18 protein-coding genes are annotated in these 18161 nt (G+C 64.4%); 7 read left to right on the plus strand and 11 right to left on the minus strand.

Going from position 1 to position 18161, the window contains the following annotated elements:
• The coding region (gene ltrA, locus EVC45_RS18745; RefSeq protein WP_129959480.1) for a group II intron reverse transcriptase/maturase at positions 1-1167 on the plus strand (1167 nt) is incomplete at its 5' end.
• 145 nt (positions 1168-1312) lie between these two features.
• The gene (locus tag EVC45_RS18755; protein ID WP_211193438.1) at positions 1313-2437 is read left to right on the plus strand and encodes an FUSC family protein; all 1125 of its coding nucleotides are present in this window, start codon (positions 1313-1315) and stop codon (positions 2435-2437) included.
• Positions 2438-2466: 29 nt separating this feature from the next.
• On the opposite strand, the gene EVC45_RS18760 is transcribed toward EVC45_RS18755, so the two are convergent.
• The 5 genes from EVC45_RS18760 to EVC45_RS18780 all read right to left on the minus strand — a co-directional run bounded on the left by EVC45_RS18760 (position 2467) and on the right by EVC45_RS18780 (position 7644).
• Positions 2467-2886 (minus strand): VOC family protein, encoded by a 420-nt coding sequence (locus EVC45_RS18760; protein ID WP_129959486.1) that lies wholly within the window; start codon positions 2884-2886, stop codon positions 2467-2469.
• 254 nt (positions 2887-3140) lie between these two features.
• Positions 3141-4094: a transaldolase gene (tal, locus tag EVC45_RS18765; protein WP_129959488.1), complete on the minus strand. Its 954-nt coding sequence runs from the start codon at positions 4092-4094 to the stop codon at positions 3141-3143.
• A 224-nt stretch (positions 4095-4318) separates the two neighbouring features.
• Positions 4319-5539: a benzoate/H(+) symporter BenE family transporter gene (locus tag EVC45_RS18770; RefSeq protein WP_129959490.1), complete on the minus strand. Its 1221-nt coding sequence runs from the start codon at positions 5537-5539 to the stop codon at positions 4319-4321.
• A 61-nt stretch (positions 5540-5600) separates the two neighbouring features.
• Complete coding sequence (locus tag EVC45_RS18775) at positions 5601-6776, minus strand: VWA domain-containing protein (RefSeq protein WP_129959492.1); 1176 nt, start codon at positions 6774-6776, stop codon at positions 5601-5603.
• A gap of 25 nt (positions 6777-6801) precedes the next feature.
• Positions 6802-7644 carry a MoxR family ATPase gene (locus tag EVC45_RS18780; protein WP_129959493.1) on the minus strand — a complete coding sequence of 281 codons (843 nt, stop codon included), beginning with the start codon at positions 7642-7644 and terminating at the stop codon, positions 6802-6804.
• Between the two features lie 348 nt (positions 7645-7992).
• Between EVC45_RS18780 and EVC45_RS18785 the strand changes: the two genes are divergently transcribed.
• Both EVC45_RS18785 and EVC45_RS18790 read left to right on the plus strand, forming a co-directional pair.
• Positions 7993-8361 carry a c-type cytochrome gene (locus EVC45_RS18785; protein WP_129959495.1) on the plus strand — a complete coding sequence of 123 codons (369 nt, stop codon included), beginning with the start codon at positions 7993-7995 and terminating at the stop codon, positions 8359-8361.
• Between the two features lie 46 nt (positions 8362-8407).
• Positions 8408-8788, plus strand: coding sequence for a c-type cytochrome (locus tag EVC45_RS18790; protein WP_129959497.1), 381 nt, complete (start codon positions 8408-8410; stop codon positions 8786-8788).
• 147 nt (positions 8789-8935) lie between these two features.
• On the opposite strand, the gene EVC45_RS18795 is transcribed toward EVC45_RS18790, so the two are convergent.
• From EVC45_RS18795 to rsxB, 3 genes are all read right to left on the minus strand, one after another.
• Positions 8936-9370: a DUF1841 family protein gene (locus EVC45_RS18795; RefSeq protein WP_129959499.1), complete on the minus strand. Its 435-nt coding sequence runs from the start codon at positions 9368-9370 to the stop codon at positions 8936-8938.
• A 159-nt stretch (positions 9371-9529) separates the two neighbouring features.
• Complete coding sequence (nth, locus tag EVC45_RS18800) at positions 9530-10174, minus strand: endonuclease III (protein ID WP_129959501.1); 645 nt, start codon at positions 10172-10174, stop codon at positions 9530-9532.
• A gap of 43 nt (positions 10175-10217) precedes the next feature.
• Positions 10218-11120, minus strand: a complete 903-nt coding sequence (gene rsxB, locus EVC45_RS18805; protein WP_129959503.1) for an electron transport complex subunit RsxB — start codon at positions 11118-11120, stop codon at positions 10218-10220.
• A 240-nt stretch (positions 11121-11360) separates the two neighbouring features.
• Here rsxB and EVC45_RS18810 point away from each other — a divergent pair, with 240 nt between their 5' ends.
• A complete protein-coding gene (locus EVC45_RS18810) occupies positions 11361-11993 on the plus strand; it encodes a TetR/AcrR family transcriptional regulator (protein ID WP_129959505.1) in 633 nt (210 codons plus the stop codon).
• Between the two features lie 119 nt (positions 11994-12112).
• Here EVC45_RS18810 and EVC45_RS18815 read toward each other — a convergent pair whose 3' ends face one another.
• Positions 12113-13390, minus strand: a complete 1278-nt coding sequence (locus EVC45_RS18815) for a polyhydroxyalkanoate depolymerase (protein WP_129959507.1) — start codon at positions 13388-13390, stop codon at positions 12113-12115.
• Between the two features lie 180 nt (positions 13391-13570).
• A complete protein-coding gene (locus EVC45_RS18820) occupies positions 13571-15460 on the minus strand; it encodes a glycoside hydrolase family 15 protein (protein ID WP_129959509.1) in 1890 nt (629 codons plus the stop codon).
• Positions 15461-15704: 244 nt separating this feature from the next.
• Here EVC45_RS18820 and EVC45_RS18825 point away from each other — a divergent pair, with 244 nt between their 5' ends.
• A complete protein-coding gene (locus tag EVC45_RS18825) occupies positions 15705-15950 on the plus strand; it encodes a hypothetical protein (protein WP_129959511.1) in 246 nt (81 codons plus the stop codon).
• 317 nt (positions 15951-16267) lie between these two features.
• Here EVC45_RS18825 and EVC45_RS18830 read toward each other — a convergent pair whose 3' ends face one another.
• Positions 16268-16420: a DUF3096 domain-containing protein gene (locus EVC45_RS18830; protein WP_082194614.1), complete on the minus strand. Its 153-nt coding sequence runs from the start codon at positions 16418-16420 to the stop codon at positions 16268-16270.
• Positions 16421-16912: 492 nt separating this feature from the next.
• Between EVC45_RS18830 and EVC45_RS18835 the strand changes: the two genes are divergently transcribed.
• Positions 16913-18079 (plus strand): lactonase family protein, encoded by a 1167-nt coding sequence (locus EVC45_RS18835; RefSeq protein ID WP_129959513.1) that lies wholly within the window; start codon positions 16913-16915, stop codon positions 18077-18079.
• Positions 18080-18161 lie beyond the last annotated feature (82 nt).

Raw genomic sequence — 18161 nt, forward strand, 5'->3', positions numbered from 1 at the left:
AAGGGAGCCGCTGGCGTGGACGGTCTGGACATTGACCAGACGTCGCGCCATCTGGTGACGGCGTGGCCGGCGATCCGTGAACAGTTGCTGAAGGGGACGTACCGGCCCAGTCCGGTACGGCGGGTGACGATCCCGAAACCGGACGGAGGCGAGCGGGAGCTTGGCATCCCGACGGTGACGGACCGGCTGATCCAGCAGGCGCTGCTGCAGGTGCTGCAACCGGTTCTGGACCCTGGCTTCAGCGAGAACAGCTACGGCTTCCGGCCTGGACGGCGTGCACACGACGCGGTGTTGGCCGCGCAGTCGTACGTGCAGTCGGGCCGGCGAGTGGTAGTGGACGTTGATCTGGAGAAGTTCTTCGACCGGGTCAACCACGACATTCTGATCGACCGTCTACAGAAACGTATCGGGGACGCCGGGGTAATCCGGCTGATCCGGGCGTATCTGAACAGCGGCATCATGGATGGCGGCATGGTTCAGCAGCGCGAACAGGGCACGCCGCAAGGCGGGCCGCTATCGCCGTTGCTGGCCAACGTGTTGCTCGATGAGGTGGACAGGGAACTGGAGCGGCGAGGCCACTGCTTCGCGCGCTATGCCGACGATGCGAATGTCTACGTTCGCAGCCGCCGTGCGGGCGAACGGGTAATGGCGCTGCTGCGTCGTCTGTACGGACGCTTGCGGCTGAAGGTCAACGAGGCCAAAAGCGCAGTGGCCAGCGTGTTTGGACGCAAGTTCCTGGGCTACAGCTTCTGGGGGGCACCCGGGCGCGAGGTCAAGCGCCGCGTGGCGGACAAACCGCTGGCGACGTTCCGGCAACGTATCCGGGAACTGAGCGCTCGTTCATGCGGGCGCAGCCTGCGGGAAGTGGTGCAACAGGTACGCGCGTACCTGCTGGGCTGGAAGGCGTACTTCCGTCTGGCGCAGACACCGAAGGTCTGGCGTGAGCTGGACAAGTGGATGCGTCACCGGTTGCGTGTCATCCAGCTTAAACAATGGCGCCGCGGTCCGACCATCTACCGCGAACTGCGCGCGATGGGCGCCGCGGTCGATGTGGCGCGACGGGTGGCGGCCAACGGCCGTCGCTGGTGGCGCAACAGCGGCAGGCTGCTGAGCGGCCTGTTCACGGTGGCGTGGTTCGACCGGTTGGGCTTGCCCCGTCTCTCATGACCTCAACTTCCCGAACCGCCCGGTGCGGACCCGCATGCCGGGTGGTGTGGCAGGGGCGCAGCCCAATGGCTGCCCCCTATGCCGATCGGGGCACTCCAGGGCAGGATAGCGGAACCGTCCTTTCACGCGTTCGCCGCGCGCCGCCATGGCTGCTGCCGATACCCCCACCGTGATCTCCCGCCGCGCGGCGCTCAGCAGGATGGTGCGCGCGTTCACTTCGCCGTATTACCGCTACCGCCACGCGAAGGTGCTGCATAGCTTGCGGGTCGGCCTCGCGATGCTTACGTCGATTCTCGCGACGACCGGCATCGATATCCCGCACGGCATCTGGTCATCGGTGACGCTGCTGGTCGTGATCGGCGGCCTGCAGCATCACGGCAATATCCGCAAGAAAGCGGCCGAACGCGCGGCCGGCACGCTGCTCGGCGCATCGATCGGCCTCCTGCTGATCGTGCAGCAGAACTTCATCGGCTCGCTGCCGCTCACCTATGTGCTGATGGCGATCATCGCGTCGATCTGCGCGTGGTTCGCGATTGGCTCGTCCGGGTATATCGGGCTGCTGACCGCGATCACGATGTGCATCGTCGCGGGACACGGCGACAATCTGATCGACGTCGGGCTGTGGCGCACGCTGAACGTGCTGATCGGTATCGTGATCGCGCTGGCGTTTTCGTTCGCGTTTCCGCTGCATGCGACGTATTCGTGGCGCTACGGACTCGCGGCCAATCTGCGCGAATGCGCGGGCATCTACGCGCGGCTGCTCGGCGGCGAGACGGTCCCCGAGGAGGAGCAGGTCAAGCACTTCCTGCAGATCAACAAGCGGCTCGTGCAACTGCGCTCGCTGATGCCGTCGGTCGCGAAGGAAATCGACGTGCCGCAGACGAAGCTCGAAGAGATCCAGCGGCTGCATCGCTCGGTGCTCAGTTCGCTCGAACTGCTGGCGACGGGCCCGCTGATGAACGCCGACGCCGCCGCGCGCACCGCATATGCGACGTATTGCGGCACCGAGGTGCGCGCCGTGCGGGCGATCCTGCTGTCCACCGCGCGCGGGCTGCGGTTTGGCCGTCCGTCGCGCTTCGGCATTCCGTCCGCGGCACCGCTCGCAAAGGGGCATGGCGACGTGGCCACCGCGTTGTCGCCCGACTGGCAGGGGCCGTACTGGCTCGGTCAGCGGCTCGCGGAGCAGGTGGACCGGTTGCGCGCGATCTTGCTGGAGACCGAGCCGAACTGGAATATCGAGCGGCACGAGCGGGCGACGCGTGGTGGCTAGGTGGTGGGGCCGGCGCGGGCCCCTGAGCCTCAAACCTGCGGCGGCAGCGTGATCATCCACATCAGGCCGAAGCGGTCCACCACCATGCCGAAGCCCTTGCTCCAGAACGTTTGCTGGAACGGCATCACGACCTGGCCGCCATCGGCGAGCGCGTTGAAGCATTTTTCCGCCGACGCGCCGTCTTCGACGGTCAGCGACAGGCTGAAGCCATTGAACGGGCCGGCCGCCGGATCGCAGTTGCCGTCGGAAGCCATCCACGTGCTCGAGCCCAACTGCACGTTCGCGTGCATGATCTTGTCGGCGAGTTCGGGGCGCGGCGGGTTGTGCGCGTCGGGTGGCGCATCCTTGAACAGCATCTTGAAGGTCACCTGGGCGCCGAGCTTGTCGGTGTAGTAGTCGAGCGCTTCCTGGCAACGGCCGTTGAAGAACACGTAGGGCTGAACGTACATGATCGTCTCCTGGGGCAGGCGTTGAGCGGGCGCCATCGTTCCTCGCCAGCGCAGGCGGGGAGGGGCGTGGAGTCGATTGTAGTCGGCGGCGGCGCGTCGATTGTGACGCTATGTCGTCAGCGGCGGCACGGTGTAAACGGGAAGCGGCGCTGCATCGTGAGATTCAGCGCCGCCTGTCATGGATGGCTTTTGCGCGGATGAGCGCAGCGAGCGTGAGCGTCACTCAGCAAGTGACGCCCGCCGCCTGCGGCACCTCAGCGCAGCGTGTCGATCAGCTTTTCCAGCTTCACCGCGTCCGCGGCGAACGTGCGGATACCTTCGGCGAGCTTCTCGGTCGCCATCGCGTCTTCGTTGACGAGGAAGCGGAACGACTTCTCGTCGACCGGCACGCGCTCGATGTCCGCATCGTGCGATGCCTCCGGCGACAGCTTGCGCTCGATCTTGTCGGTGCTGTCTTGCAGCTTCTGCAGCAGGTCGGGGCTGATCGTCAGCAGATCGCAGCCGGCCAGTTCCAGAATCTGCGAGGTCGAACGGAAGCTCGCGCCCATCACCTCGGTCTTGTAGCCGAACTTCTTGTAGTACCCGTAGATGCGGCGCACCGACTTGACGCCCGGATCGTTGGCGCCGCCGTCTTTCGCTTCGTCCCACGCGCTGCCGGCGCTCTTCTTGTACCAGTCGTAGATGCGGCCGACGAACGGCGAGATCAGCTGCGCGCCGGCTTCGGCGCAGGCCGCCGCTTGCGCGAGCGAGAACAGCAGCGTCATGTTGCAGTGGATGCCATCCTTCTGCAGCACTTCGGCCGCGCGCACGCCTTCCCACGTCGACGCGAGCTTGATCAGCACGCGGTCGCGCTCGATGCCGTGTTCCTTGTACAGCGCGATCAGCTCGCGGCCTTTGGCGATCGAGCCTTCGATGTCGAACGACAGGCGCGCGTCGACCTCGGTCGACACCCGCCCCGGGATGATCTGCAGGATTTCGGTGCCGAACGCGATCAGCAGCTGGTCGATGATCGCACCGACCGGCTTCGACGCATGCGCCTTCACGGTCTTTTCGAGCAGCGGCCGGTAGTCGTCTTTCTGCACGGCCTTCAGAATCAGCGACGGATTGGTGGTCGCGTCGCGCGGCTTGTACTGCGCGAGCTGCTGGAAGTCTCCAGTGTCGGCCACCACGGTGGTGTATTGCTTCAGTTGGTCGAGTGCGGTTGTCATGTTCGGGCCTTCAAGGCGCGTGTGCGCGATGGTTCAGGAGAAATGAGGACGCCGCCGCGCCGGCTGGACAAAGCAGAGGAATCAGCCGGCGCCGGCGGCCGCGGGTCAAGCCGCAGCGCGTCCCGCGATGGCGCCGGGAAACGCTGCCGGATACATCTATTCTATGGCGGATCGCCGGGGACGGTGCGAACACCGGCTATCGACACCAGCGCGCGGCGATTCGTTCACGTGCGCCGCGCGTTCAGCACGACTTGCGTCACCACGCCGGCGACCAGCCCCCAGAACGCCGAGCCGATCGACAGCAGCGTGAGCCCCGAGGCGGTTACCATGAACGTGACGAGCGCCGCCTCGCGCTGCCGGGTGTCCTGCATCGCATTGGCGAGCCCGCTCATGATCGAGCCGAACAGCGCGAGCGCCGCGACGGATACGACCAGCTCCTTCGGGAACGCCGCGAACAGCGCGGCGATCGTCGCGCCGAACACCCCCGCGAGCAGATAGAAAATGCCGCCCCATACGGCCGCCGTGTAGCGCCTCGCGGGGTTTTCGTGCGCCTCGGGGCCGGTGCAGATCGCCGCCGTGATCGCCGCAAGATTGATGCCGTGCGAGCCGAACGGCGCGAGCAGCAGCGACGCGACGCCGGTCGTCGCGATCAGCGGCGCGGACGGGGTCGTATAGCCGTCGGCGCGCAGCACCGCGATGCCGGGGACGTTCTGCGAGGCCATCGCGACCACGAACAGCGGAATCCCGATGCTCACGCACGCCGCCACCGAAAACGACGGCATCGTCAGCACCGGATGCGCGAGCGCGACGTGAAAGTGGCTGAAATCGAGCAGGCCGAGGCCGCCGGCGGCGGCCGTGCCGGCCACGAGAGTGGTCGGAATCGCGTAACGCGGCACGAACCGTTTGACGATCAGGTAGGTGAAGAACATCGTCAGCACGAGCGCGGTCTGGAACTGCGCGGCGCGGAAAATCTCGATGCCGATCTCGAACAGGATGCCCGCGAGCAGCGCTGCTGCGAGGCCGGACGGAATTCGCTTCATCAGCGCGTCGAACCAGCCGGTGATGCCGACCAGCGTCAGCAGCGCCGCGCAGAAGATGAACGCGCCGATCGCCTGCGCGTATTCGACATGCGGCAGCGACGACACCAGCAGCGCCGCACCCGGCGTCGACCACGCGATCACGATCGGCGCGCGAAAGCGCAGCGACAGGCCGATCGTGCAGAGGCCCATGCCGATCGACAGCGCCCAGATCCACGAGGAAATCTGCGCGTCGCTCAGATGCGCGGCCTGGCCCGCCTGGAACATCAGCACGAGCGAGCTCGTATAGCCGGTCATCGCGGCGACGAAGCCGGCGACGATCGTCGACAGCGACGTATCGGCGAGCGGATTGAAGCGCCGCTGCGACGTGGTGGCGGGGGACAACTGGGGAGACGGGGACGAACTCATGCGAAGACTTTGTTGTTGTGGAAGTTGAAGCGTCAGGACGTGGAGGCTGGAACGGCGGGCGTTACTTGCTCAGCACCCGCATGGCCGTCTCCAGGCCCGCGAGCGTCAGCGGATACATGCGGTGGCCCAGCACTTCGCGGATCGCGCTGACCGACTGCCGATACGGCCATAGCGCTTCCGGTTCGGGGTTCAGCCACGCGAAGTGCGGGAAATGATCGGCGAGCCGGCGCAGCCACACCGCGCCGGCCTCGGCATTGTTGTACTCGACCGAGCCGCCCGGCTGCAACACTTCGTACGGGCTCATCGTCGCGTCGCCGACGAAGATCAGCTTGTAGTCGGGCGTGAACTTGTGCAGCACGTCCCACGTCGGGGTGCGCTCGGCGTGGCGGCGGCGGTTGTTCTTCCACAGGAAGTCGTACACGCAGTTGTGGAAGTAGTAGAACTCGAGGTGCTTGAACTCGGCCTTCGCGGCGGAGAACAGCTCTTCGGTGCGCTTCACGTGATCGTCCATCGAGCCGCCGACGTCGAGCAGCATCAGCACTTTCACGTTGTTGTGCCGCTCGGGCACCATCTTCAGATCGAGCCAGCCGGCATTCGCGGCGGTGCTACGGATCGTGTCGGGCAGGTCGAGCTCTTCCGCGGCGCCTTCGCGGGCGAAACGGCGCAAGCGCCGCAGCGCCACCTTGATGTTGCGCGTGCCGATTTCGACCTGGTCGTCGTAGTCGCGATACGCGCGCGCTTCCCAGACCTTGACGGCCGTGCGATTGCCGGCCGCGTCCCCGCCGATGCGCACGCCCTCGGGGTTATAGCCGCCGTTACCGAACGGCGACGTGCCGCCCGTGCCGATCCATTTGTTGCCGCCCTGGTGGCGCTCCTTCTGCTCGTCGAACAGTTCCTTCAGGCGCTCCATCAGCTTGTCGATGCCGCCCATCGCCTCGATCTGCGCCTTTTCCTCGGGCGACAGATCGCGTTGCAGCTTCTTCTTCAGCCAGTCCAGCGGGATGTCGAACCCGAGTTCGGAGGTCGCCGCGACACCGTTGAAAAAGGCGCCGAACGCCTGGTCGAACTTGTCGAAGTACTGTTCGTCCTTCACGAGCGTGATGCGCGACAGGTAGTAAAACTCGTCGAGCGACGGCGCGATCACATTGGCCTTCAGCGCTTCGAGCAGCGTCAGGTATTCCTTCACCGAGACCGGCAGTCTGGCGGCGCGCAGCGAGTAGAAGAAGTCGATCAGCATGCTGGATGTCCTGCGGCTCGCCCGCTCAACGGTTGTTGCGGTTCATGAACAGCAGCCGCTCGAACAGGCTCACGTCCTGTTCGTTCTTCAGCAGCGCGCCGTGCAGCGGCGGCACGATCTGCTTCTGATCGGCCGAGCGCAGTGCTTCGGGCGGAATGTCTTCGGCGAGCAGCAGCTTGAGCCAGTCGAGCAGTTCGGACGTGGACGGCTTCTTCTTCAGCCCCGCGACGTTGCGCAGTTCGAAGAAGCTCTGCAGCGCCGCGGCGAGCAGTTCCTTCTTGATGCCCGGGTAGTGCACGTCGACGATCTGCTGCATCGTCGTCGCATCGGGAAACTTGATGTAGTGGAAGAAGCAGCGGCGCAGGAACGCGTCGGGCAACTCCTTCTCGTTGTTCGACGTGATGATCACGAGCGGGCGATGCTTCGCGCGCACCAGCTCGCGCGTCTCGTACACGTAGAACTCCATGCGGTCGAGTTCGCGCAGCAGGTCGTTCGGGAATTCGATGTCGGCCTTGTCGATCTCGTCGATCAGCAGCACGCTCTGCTCGTCCGATTCGAACGCCTGCCACAGCACGCCCTTGACGATGTAGTTGCGGATGTCCTTCACGCGCTCGTCGCCGAGCTGCGAATCGCGCAGACGCGACACCGCGTCGTATTCGTACAGCCCCTGCTGCGCCTTGGTGGTCGACTTGATGTGCCATTGCAAGAGCGGCATACCGAGCGCGGCGGCGACTTCCTCGGCGAGCATGGTCTTGCCGGTGCCGGGTTCGCCCTTGATCAGCAGCGGACGCCGGAGCGTCATCGCGGCATTGACCGCGAGCTTGAGGTCGTCGGTGGCGACGTACTGCGATGAGCCTTCGAAACGCATGGCGAGATGCTCTTGTGCTGAAAAAACCCAGTATAAGTCAGAAGGCCTGTTGGCCTGAATCCCGCTCACGTATGGTGTCAGCCGCGCCGTGATGCGGCGATGGTGCCGCTGTGGTGGCGCGACGGCGTTGCCATGGTGCCGCGGCGACGGTGTTGCGAAGCCGCCGCAGGCACGGCGTGGGGCCCGTCCCGGTGGGCGTTGCGCGGCCCCCGTGTCTGGTGGACGTTCGGCGCGGCGTCGCGGTACAATGAGCCCGATTTTTTTGGCCTGCGTGGCTACCCTACAAGAAGAACGGCGCGGACCGCTGCCTTTGTGGGCACCCGTTTCCCCTCAAGCCAGGTTACATCTATGAATAAATTCGTCGGCAAACACGTCGTGATCGCAGCGCTGTCGGTGCTTGCGGGGTATGTGGCCAGTGCGCAGGCAGCGGATGTCGTAGGCAACGCCAAGGCGGGCCAGGGCAAGGTCGCGATGTGTATCGGCTGCCACGGCATCCCTGAATACCGCACGGCTTACCCAGAGGTTTTCCGCGTGCCGAAGCTCGGCGGCCAGAATCAGCAGTACCTCGAAAACGCGCTGCACGCCTACAAGAAGGGCGACCGCCATTTCGACACGATGCACGCGATCGCGGTGACGCTGTCGGATCAGGACATTGCCGACGTCGCCGCGTACTACGCAGCGCAAAATGCCGCTTCGAAAAACAATCCCGACAAGTGATCGGCGTCGGTCACCAGCACATCCAATTCGCGGGATAGGAGATTTCATGATCAAGCCCCAACAGGCACTCCACACGGTATTCAAGGCGGTCGGCGCGGCGGCGGTAATCGGTCTGGCCATGGCCAACGCGGCGCACGCGGCCGACGCCGGCAACGGCAAGGTGCTCGCCGAGAGCCACAACTGCTCGGCCTGCCACGGTATCAACCTGAACAAGCCGGTGAGCCCGGAGTATCCGAAGCTGGCCGGTCAGCACGCTGACTACGTGTTCTGGGCGCTGCGTCAGTACCAGATGGGCACGGGCAACCCGCACTTCGGCCGCAACAACGCGATCATGCAGGCACAGGTGCAGAGCCTGTCGCTGAGCGATATGAAGGACATCGCCGCTTACGTCGAATCGCTGGACGGCGACCTCGTGCAGAAGAAGTAAGCGTCGGCCGCGGTTTTTCGCGCCAAAGCTTCAAAAGCAAAACACCCCGCCTCGGCGGGGTGTTTTGCTTTGCGGCATCGTACCCGGGCGTGCCGCGGGTGGCGCGGCGCTGGGCTTGTGATCCGCGCCAGTCGCTTCAGTCGCGCTTTAGTCGCGTGTCGCGCGCCGTTCGATGCGCTGCAGATACGCGTCCGTGTCCGGTGGCGTGCCGGTGCGCTGCGCTTCCCAGATGGTCTCGCCGAGACAGTCCATGATCGCGTGCTGCGCCTCGTGCGTCGAGCCGAGGCGCGCGGCGAGCCGGTCGTGCGCGGCGCGAATGCCGGGCGGCTGGTCGATCGACAACTGCTCGGAGATCGCCAGATGCATCGACAGGTGCAGGAAAGGATTGGTCTGGCCGCGCTCCGGCGAATAGTCCTGCGCCTGGGCGGCGGGGCCGTCTGAGAGGTCGGCGTGATATTCCGGATGCTCGACGATCCAGTCGGCGGCGATCGCCTCGAGCGGTGTCAGAATCTCGCCCTGGCGCTGTTTGCGCCAAGTGTCGGTGAAAAAGAGGCGAACTTCGTCGCGGCTGGGATTGAACATCGTGGAACCGGTGCGTGGGAGTGGGGCGCGTGCGGAGCGCGTCGGTGCGTGTACGCAGTGCGCACTGCGCGAAACCGTTATTTTACGCGGCGGCCGCGCGGGCTGCAGACGGTGGCCTCAGCCTCGGGCTTCGAGCTCGGGGTTTGACCTGGTCTAAGCTTAGAGATCGGGAGGCGGCGTCTTCGGCCGGAACTCGCACAGCGGCTCGATCACGCAATGCCAGCATTCGGGGCGCCGCGCCTTGCACACGTAGCGCCCATGCAGGATCAGCCAGTGATGCGCATCCTGTCTGAACTCGGCGGGCGTGAATTTTTCGAGGGCCGCTTCGACCGCGCGCACGTCCTTGCCGGGCGCGAGGCCGGTGCGGTTGGCGACGCGGAAAATGTGCGTGTCGACCGCGATGGTCGGATGGCCGAACGCGGTGTTCAAAATCACGTTGGCGGTCTTGCGGCCGACGCCCGGCAGTCCTTCGAGCGCCTCGCGATCTTCGGGCACCTCGCCGCCATACCGGTCGAGCAGGATGCGGCAGGTCGCGATCACGTTCTTCGCCTTCGTGCGATACAGACCGATCGTCTTGATGTAGCTCGCGACACCTTCCTCGCCGAGGTCGAACACCTTCTGCGGCGTGTTCGCGACCGGGAACATCCTGCGCATCGCCTTGTTGACCGACACGTCGGTCGCCTGCGCCGACAGCAGCACCGCGATCAGCAGTTCGAACGGCGTCGTGTACTCGAGCTCGGTGGTCGGATGCGGATTCAGGCTCTGGAGCGTTTCGTAGATCGCGCGGCGTTTGTTCGCGTTCATGCGGAGCGGGTCCGTGTGGGGTGGGCGGGCTGCGCCGGCGTGCTCAGCGCGCGGTCGGCGGCGAGTTGGACGGCGGCTTCGACTCGCTGGACTCGTTGGACGATTGCTCTAAGCCGCGCGTATTCTCGCCGCTGGCAAGACCGAGACGGTGGCGGCGCGCTTCGGCGGCGTCGATCTGTGCCTGCACGTCGGCGCTGACGTTCTCCGTATTCAGCGGTCCCTGGCCTTTCGCGGCCAGCTCTTCCTTCTTCTGGCGCGCGCGTTCGAGCGCGGCCTGGATGATCGCGCGCTTCTTCGCCGCGGCATCGTCCGCAACCGGGGCGGCAGAGATGTCGGACGGCGCTGTTGCGCCGGCGGCCGGCACCGCGCCCGGCGCAGCCGTCGGCACGCTCGCGCTCGCGGCTCGCCGCGCCGCAGCACGCGCTTCGGCGGCGTCGCGCTCGCGCGCGAGACGGGTCTCGTGGCGGTTGTGACGCGCCCGCGCCGCGTCGGCCAGGCTCTGGTTCCAGGCGTCCCAGCCGGTAGCCTCGCCGGTCATGGGCAGCATCGCGATGCAGTCGACCGGACAGGGCGGCACGCACAGGTCGCAACCGGTGCATAGCTCGGCGATCACGGTGTGCATCTGTTTCGGTGCGCCAACTATCGCGTCGACCGGACACGCCTGCATGCACAGCGTGCAGCCGATACACACCTGTTCGTCGATAACCGCCAACGGACGCGGACGTTCGATGCCATTGGCGGAATTGAGCGGAATCACCGGTTTGCCGAGCAGCGTGGCAAGACGCGCGATGCCCTCGGCACCGCCAGGCGGGCACTGGTTATAGTTCGCCTCGCCGCTGGCGACGGCTTCGGCATACGGACGGCATGCGGGATAACCGCACTTCGTGCATTGCGTTTGGGGCAGCAGATCTTCGATGCGATCCGCGAGTGTTTTGACGTGTGTCACGGTTACGGCGCGGGGGTTTGCCGTGCGATCGCACGACCTGAACTAAATGCCACATTATCGCCGATTTCCCGGATTGCCATTCGCAATCCATGTGCCATAATCGAAGCGCTTCATTCGAAAGACCGCAGAAAAGGGTGTGTTTCCCAACCACGACGCGCCCGCTAAACGCCGCCACGAAAAGGCTCGAGGAGAGGCCGGCGGCGCGATCCGGATAACGCGGCTCACGAAGACGATGCCACCATGAATCAGCCGAAAATCAAAAGAGATCCTGAAGGCACGAGGCGCCGCATTCTGCTTGCGGCGGCGGAAGAGTTTGCAAATGGAGGACTGTTCGGCGCGCGAGTCGATCAGATCGCCCGTCGCGCGGAAACCAATGAACGGATGCTCTATTACTACTTCGGTAGCAAGGAGCAGCTATTCACCGCGGTACTCGAGCACGCGTTCAGCGCGCTCAACGAAGCGGAACGTACGCTCGAACTCAATGGAATCGCGCCGGTCGAGGCGGTTACGCGTCTCGCGCATTTCGTGTGGGACTACTACCGCGATCATCCCGAGTTGCTGCGACTCATCAACAACGAGAATCTGCATGAAGCACGCTATATGCAGAAGTCGACGCGGATACGTGAAATGATCTCGCCGATCGTCGCCACGCTCGGCGGCATTCTCGAACGTGGGCAACGCGCGGGGCTGTTTCGCACCAACGTCGACCCGCTGCGCTTTTACGTCACGCTGTCGGGCATGGGCTACTACATCGTATCGAACCGTTTCACGCTCGAGGCGACGCTCGGCCGCGATTTCAGCAGCGCCGCCGAACGCAGCGAGGTGATCCAGATGAATACCGAATTGCTGCTCGCGTATCTGTTGAGAAAGTAACGGCCGGTGCCGCGATGTTGATGCGGTAAAAGATCAGTATCACGAACAAAGCACGATAGAAAAGCCAACGGCCTCGAAGGAGACCGTTGGCTTTTTAAATGCTATTGCAAGTTTAATGCTCAGGCTTCGACTTTTTCTTTCGTCGGCCTTGCTGCCTTGTTGTGCTCGAGAATGAAGTCGCGCAATTGCGGGTAAATGATCGTGCGCCAGCGGCGGCCCGAGAAAATGCCGTAGTGGCCGCATTTTTCCGCGGTGAAGTGACGCTTGTTCTTCGTCGGAATGCCGCTGCACAGGTCGTGCGCGGCGTAGGTCTGGCCGTCGCCGGAAATGTCGTCGAGCTCGCCTTCGATCGTAAACAGCGCGGTCGTCTTGATGTCCTGCGGCCGCACCGGCTCGCCGTTGACGACCCAGGTGCCCTCGGCAAGACGGAATTCCTGGAATACGACGCGGATCGTGTCGAGGTAGTAGTCGGCGTCCATGTCGAGCACCGCGTTGTACTCGTCGTAGAAGCGACGGTGCGCTTCGGCGTCGTCTTCGTCGCCGCGCAGCAGGCTCTGGTAGTAATCCCAATGCGACGCCGCGTGACGCTCCGGATTCATCGCGACGAAACCGGTGTGCTGCAGGAAGCCCGGATAGACCTTGCGGCCCGCGCCCGGATAGTTCGGCGGCACCGTGAAGATCACGTTGTTCTCGAACCACTCGTACGAGTGCTGCGTGGCAAGCGAATTGACCGAAGTCGGGCTCTTTCGTGCGTCGATCGGCCCGCCCATCATCGTCATCGTGCGCGGCGTGTCCTCGCCGCGGCTCGCAAGCAGCGAAATGGCGGCGAGCACCGGCACGGTCGGCTGGCATACCGAGATCACGTGCAGATTCTTCGCGCCGATATGGCGAATGAATTCCTGGATATACGCGATGTAGTCGTTCAGACCGAACTCGCCGGCCTCGAACGGCACCATGCGCGCGTCGATCCAGTCGGTGATGTAGACCTTGTGGTCTTGCAGCAACGTGCGCACGGTGTCGCGCAGCAGCGTGGCGTGGTGTCCTGACAACGGTGCGCAGACGAGCACGACCGGCTCGTCTTTCAATTGGTTGACAGCGTCGCTGTCGTCCGCGAAGCGCTTGAAGCGCATCAGACGGCAGAACGGCTTCTCGATGAACGTCTGCTCGACGATCGGAATGTTATGTCCGTCTTTGACAATCTGGTGAATGTTGAACTCGGGCTTTTCGTAATCCTTGCCGAGCCGGTAGAGCAGTTCGTAGCCGGCGGAAAGGCGCGTGGCGCCCGGCACATAGGCTAACGGACTGGCCGGATTCGCAAATGACTTCGATGCGGCCTGAGCCCAGGCGGTGAGGGGGCTCAACATCGCCCGCTGGAATTCGTGAAATTGATAGAGCATGTTTGCTCCGTTTTAAGCGGTTCGCATTGGGCTTCGCAAACACGCGTGAGGCGTTGCGGCGGGCCATTGTGGTTGTGGGCACATTGTTGTTGGCCGACAGTCGGATTCGATAATATCGAACAAAGCAAATTTGTGCAATGCAACAATTCTCGCATTCAGTGTACGCAAACTGTCACGGCGTCATGCTAGAGGCGATGCTGCTCCGCCGCTATCAGGGCTTGCCTGAACCTCAAGCTCCATCGCGTGGATGCCGTTATGCACAGGATGGCCGGTCGCCTGCGCCATTTCCTGCTCGTGCTTCATCAGGTTCAGGCCGGTGTGCACCAGCGCCACGTGCGAAAACGCCTGCGGAAAGTTGCCGACCAGCCGTTGCGCAGCCGGATCATACTCCTCGGATAGCAGGCCGACGTCGTTGCACAGCGCCAGCAGCCGCTCGTACATTTCGATTGCTTCCTGCACGCGCCCCTGCAGCGCGAGGTTATCCACCATCCAGAACGAACACGCAAGAAAGGTGCCTTCGCCTGGCGGCAAGCCGTCGTCGAATTCGGTGGTGCGGTAGCGCATCACGAAGCCGCCGTGCATCAGATCCCGCTCGATCGCCTCGACGGTCCCCTTGATGCGCGGGTCCTGCGGCCGCAAGAAGCCGACCAGCGGCATCAGCAGCACGCTCGCGTCGAGCTGGTCGCTGCCGTAGAACTGCGAGAACGCGTTGAGCTGCGGATTCCACGCCTTCTCGCAGACTTCGGCGTGGATCGTGTCGCGCGTCGCGCGCCAGTCGTCGAGCGGGCCGTCGAGCTTGAACATTTCGGCCGAGCGAATCGCGCGGTCGAACGCGACCCAGGCCATCACCTTCGAGAACGTGAAATGCTGGCGGCCGCCGCGCGTCTCCCAGATGCCCTCGTCGGGTTCGCGCCAGATCGTGGTCAGATGCTCGAGCATCGCGCACTGCACGCTCCACGCGGTGACATCGGCCTGCAGGCCGCCGACGCGCGCGAGATGCAGCGCGTTCATCACTTCGCCGTAGACGTCGAGCTGACGCTGCCCGACCGCGTTGTTGCCGATGCGCACCGGTTTCGCGCCCTCGTAGCCTGGCAGCCAGTCGATTTCGGATTCGGGCAGGCGCCGCTCGCCGCCGATGCCGTACATGATCTGCAACTGGTCCGGCGCGCCCGCCATCACGCGGCCGAGCCAGCTGCGCCAGGCGCGCGCTTCGTCGTAGTAGCCGCCGCGCATCATCGCGAGCAGCGTGATGGTCGCGTCGCGCAGCCAGCAGTAGCGGTAGTCCCAGTTGCGCGTGCCGCCGAGCTGCTCGGGCAGCGACGTGGTGGGCGCCGCGACGATGCCGCCGGTCGGCTCGTAGGCGAGCGCGCGCAGCGTGATCAGCGAGCGGCGGATCGGCTCGGCCCAGCGTCCTTCGACGGTGCCGCGCGCCGCCCATTCGAGCCAGTGGTTCTCGGTGCGCGCGAGCGCCGTGTGCGGATCGCGCGCGGGCGGAATGCGCAGATGCGATGCCGCGTACGAGAGCGAGAACGGCACGCGCTCGCCTTCGGTCACGGTGAATTCCGCGACGGTCTTCATGTCTTCGCCGCGCAGCTCGACCGGTGTGCGCAGCACCGCGTTGTCGGGGCCGACGATCGCCTTGATGCCGCTGTCGTGCTCGAGCTTGTCGACCCACGGAATCGAAAAGCCGTAGTCGAAGCGCAGCACCAGTTCCATCTTCATGCGCACGGTGCCGCGCTTGCCGACGACGATGCGGATCAGTTCCGACCAGCCGTTGCCGGGCGGCATGAAATCGATCAGCGTGACGGCGCCGTCGGGCGTTTCGAAGTCGGTTTCGAGGATCAGCGTTTCGCCGCGATAGCGCCGCGTGGTGGTCGGCGCGGCGTCCTCGCCCTGGGTGGCGGGGGTGATCAGCCAGCGGCCGTTCCCGGGCGTGCCGAGCAGCGCGGCGAAGCAGGCGCCCGAGTCGAAGCGCGGCCAGCAGAGCCAGTCGATGGAACCCTCGCGGGAGATGAGCGCGGCGGTATGGCCGTCGCCGATGAGTGCGTAGTCTTCGATGTGTGCAGGCATGGAAAGCGTGTCGGAAAACGAGTCGTTATTACGGACGGCGACAGCAGCCGCGCTTCGAGTGGGTGTTATTACCGGACTACGATCAGCATTGTTTGGTTCACCGCACACTGCGGCAAAACGCTGGTTGGAAAATTGTCAAATCCATGCATACAATCAAACTTCATGCCGATGTTCGGCGACTTGCCGGACTGCTAATTGGCCTTGCTCATGGCGTATGCAGACGCCGTTTCCGAGGACGAAAGCCATGCTGAACCCTTCGAAATCCGATTGCATCACGATTCTCTCGGCCGCCAGCCAGCTTGCCGGCGACTCCATGTTGCCACTCGACCATGACCGGCTCGGCCTGAGCCGCAACGGTATGCTGGCCGCCGCGTCCTTTCTGGTCGAGCGGGCCTGCTTCCGGCGCTATCAGCAGAATGCCGACCATTATGCGGTCGGCGCGCTGTCGCTGCAGGGGCGGCTGCGGCTCGACCAGCTGGCGAACGGTTGACAGCTAGCGTCGGGCGTTCGTAGCGCAGGTTCCTCGTATCTCCGCGCCGCGCAGTCGACGCATTACTTCATAGCGCGCCTTCGCATTCCGTATCCCTACTTTGTGCTGCGTCGCGACACGTCGATGGTTCGTGTGGCGCGGTGCGGTCGCGCGCAACCATCTGCGCGCGATGTCTCTGCCCGCGTATGTCACGACGTGACATTTGCCTCGCTTTCGCATTTGCGAGTGGCGCGGGCATTCCCGCGAACTTTCCCTTCGTGCGAATCCACCTCGATACCGGACGCAACGCTTGCGCCCGGCATCGCGCCGCCTGTCGCTCACAGATGCGACGAGCCCACACCGAAGATGCCGATGATGCCGATGATGATCAGGTAAAGCGCGACGATGTAGTTCAACAGGCGCGGCATGACCAGGATCAGGATGCCGGCGATCAGCGAAACGAGCGGGCCCAGACTGAGAGTGACGTTCATGGAGACTCCGTGGTTGAGACGCGTGATGCGCGATTGAGAAAACGATTGAAAAAAGCCCCGGCGCGCGAGACCAAAGCCGCTGTCGCAGGCCGCGCGGCAGCGGCGGATTCACTGCATGATCCGACGTAACGCTCTTATACTCACTTCGACAACAACAACGCGGAACGACGCTCGATTCGCGGCGCGGCAGACCAGACACCGTTACCACCGTTCGTACCCCGGCTCGTACGCGAGCCCGTACCAGACAACCGATGTCGAGGAGGTCTCATGCTTCACAGTCGCCGTGGCGTTGGGCCTGCTGCCGTGCGCCCAGTGCCGACTTCCGTTTTTACTTCTGTTCTTGCCGGTGTTGCCGATCAGTGTTCCCGTCCGCATGGCGCTGATCACGCCGCTTCCTCTGCCGCGGATTGCACGGCGCAAAGCACCGTGCGGCGCGCGAGGCGGCCAGCGCCGTTGCGGGCCACCCATTCGATAATAAGAGGTTTCGTGCTCATGGTTTCGATTGTTGCTTCGCACGCGTATTCGCAAGATTCTGGCCCGGCCCCCGCGGACGGGGTCTATACGATGCTGGTCGGTACATACACCGGCGGCAAGAGCGAGGGCATCTACGTCTTTCGATTCGATACGAAGACTGGAGCAGCGACCCAGGTGTCGGTCGCGCAGACGGTCAATCCGTCCTATCTCGTGGTGAGCCGCGACCGCCGCTTCGTCTATTCGGTCAACGAGCTGCCCGGCGACGACGGCCCGGCCACGCAGCGCGGCGGCATCAGCGCGTTCGGCTTCGATGCCGCGCGCGGGCGGCTGACGTTCCTGAACAAGGTGTCGTCCGATGGCAATGATCCGTGCTACCTGAGCATCTCGCCGGACGGCAAGTTTCTGCTGACCGCGAACTATTCGGTCGCGCCCGATCCGGGCGGCAGCTTCGCGGTGTTTCCGCTGCAGGGCAACGGCCAGGTCGGCACTTCGGTGCAGACCGTGTATCACGAGGGCGGCGGTCCGGTGAAAGGGCGGCAGGACAACTCGCACGTGCATTCGACCGTGTTCTCGCCGGACGGCCGCTATCTGTTCTCGCAGGACCTCGGCGCCGACAAGCTGTACTCGTACCGCTACGCACCGCTGAGCAGCGCCGGCGCGGGCCCATTCGTCGCGACGGACTGGGGCTACGCGCAGCAGAAGGCCGGCACGGGTCCGCGCCACCTCGTTTTCAGCGCGGACGGCAGGCACGCGTATCTGACGAGCGAACTCGCGGCGACCGTCAGCACGTTCGATTACCACGACGGCAGGCTGAAGCTCGTGCAGACGCTGCCAATGAGCGAGCCCGGCTTCAAGGGAAAAGTGGGCGCGGCGGCGATCCATATGTCGCCGGATGGACGCTTCGTGTATGCGTCCAATCGTGGCGACGCGAACGAAATCGTGATCTTCTCGGTCGATCCCGCCAATGGGCATCTGAAACAGATCGGCCGGCAGTCGAGCCTCGGCAAATCGCCGCGCGAGTTCACCATCGATCCGACCGGCAACTGGCTGATCGTCGGCAATCAGTTGAGCGACACGGTCTATGTGTTCAAGCGCGATCCGCAGACGGGGCTGCTCGATCCGAATCCGAAGCAGCACTTCGAACTCGGCTCACCGGTGGATTTCAAGCTGGTATCACCGTCGTGATGCGCGGCACGCGCGGGTAAATAAAAACGGACAGCTCACGTCGTGAGGCTGTCCGTCTTTTTCATCCGTGGCGGCTGGCTTG

The organism is Paraburkholderia sp. UYCP14C, assembly GCF_004197395.1.
Taxonomy (GTDB): Bacteria; Pseudomonadota; Gammaproteobacteria; order Burkholderiales; family Burkholderiaceae; genus Paraburkholderia.

Excerpts from the sequence above, each read along its gene's own strand:
- EVC45_RS18795 (WP_129959499.1), bottom strand. The coding sequence starts at position 9,370 with ATGTTCAATCCCAGCCGCGACGAAGTTCGCCTCTTTTTCACCGACACT.
- EVC45_RS18760 (WP_129959486.1), bottom strand. The coding sequence starts at position 2,886 with ATGTACGTTCAGCCCTACGTGTTCTTCAACGGCCGTTGCCAGGAAGCG.
- EVC45_RS18810 (WP_129959505.1), top strand. The coding sequence starts at position 11,361 with ATGAATCAGCCGAAAATCAAAAGAGATCCTGAAGGCACGAGGCGCCGC.
- EVC45_RS18835 (WP_129959513.1), top strand. The coding sequence starts at position 16,913 with ATGGTTTCGATTGTTGCTTCGCACGCGTATTCGCAAGATTCTGGCCCG.
- EVC45_RS18755 (WP_211193438.1), top strand. The coding sequence starts at position 1,313 with ATGGCTGCTGCCGATACCCCCACCGTGATCTCCCGCCGCGCGGCGCTC.
- EVC45_RS18775 (WP_129959492.1), bottom strand. The coding sequence starts at position 6,776 with ATGCTGATCGACTTCTTCTACTCGCTGCGCGCCGCCAGACTGCCGGTC.
- EVC45_RS18820 (WP_129959509.1), bottom strand. The coding sequence starts at position 15,460 with ATGCCTGCACACATCGAAGACTACGCACTCATCGGCGACGGCCATACC.
- EVC45_RS18785 (WP_129959495.1), top strand. The coding sequence starts at position 7,993 with ATGAATAAATTCGTCGGCAAACACGTCGTGATCGCAGCGCTGTCGGTG.
- EVC45_RS18780 (WP_129959493.1), bottom strand. The coding sequence starts at position 7,644 with ATGCGTTTCGAAGGCTCATCGCAGTACGTCGCCACCGACGACCTCAAG.
- nth (WP_129959501.1), bottom strand. The coding sequence starts at position 10,174 with ATGAACGCGAACAAACGCCGCGCGATCTACGAAACGCTCCAGAGCCTG.
- tal (WP_129959488.1), bottom strand. The coding sequence starts at position 4,094 with ATGACAACCGCACTCGACCAACTGAAGCAATACACCACCGTGGTGGCC.
- EVC45_RS18815 (WP_129959507.1), bottom strand. The coding sequence starts at position 13,390 with ATGCTCTATCAATTTCACGAATTCCAGCGGGCGATGTTGAGCCCCCTC.
- EVC45_RS18830 (WP_082194614.1), bottom strand. The coding sequence starts at position 16,420 with ATGAACGTCACTCTCAGTCTGGGCCCGCTCGTTTCGCTGATCGCCGGC.
- EVC45_RS18825 (WP_129959511.1), top strand. The coding sequence starts at position 15,705 with ATGCTGAACCCTTCGAAATCCGATTGCATCACGATTCTCTCGGCCGCC.
- EVC45_RS18790 (WP_129959497.1), top strand. The coding sequence starts at position 8,408 with ATGATCAAGCCCCAACAGGCACTCCACACGGTATTCAAGGCGGTCGGC.
- EVC45_RS18770 (WP_129959490.1), bottom strand. The coding sequence starts at position 5,539 with ATGAGTTCGTCCCCGTCTCCCCAGTTGTCCCCCGCCACCACGTCGCAG.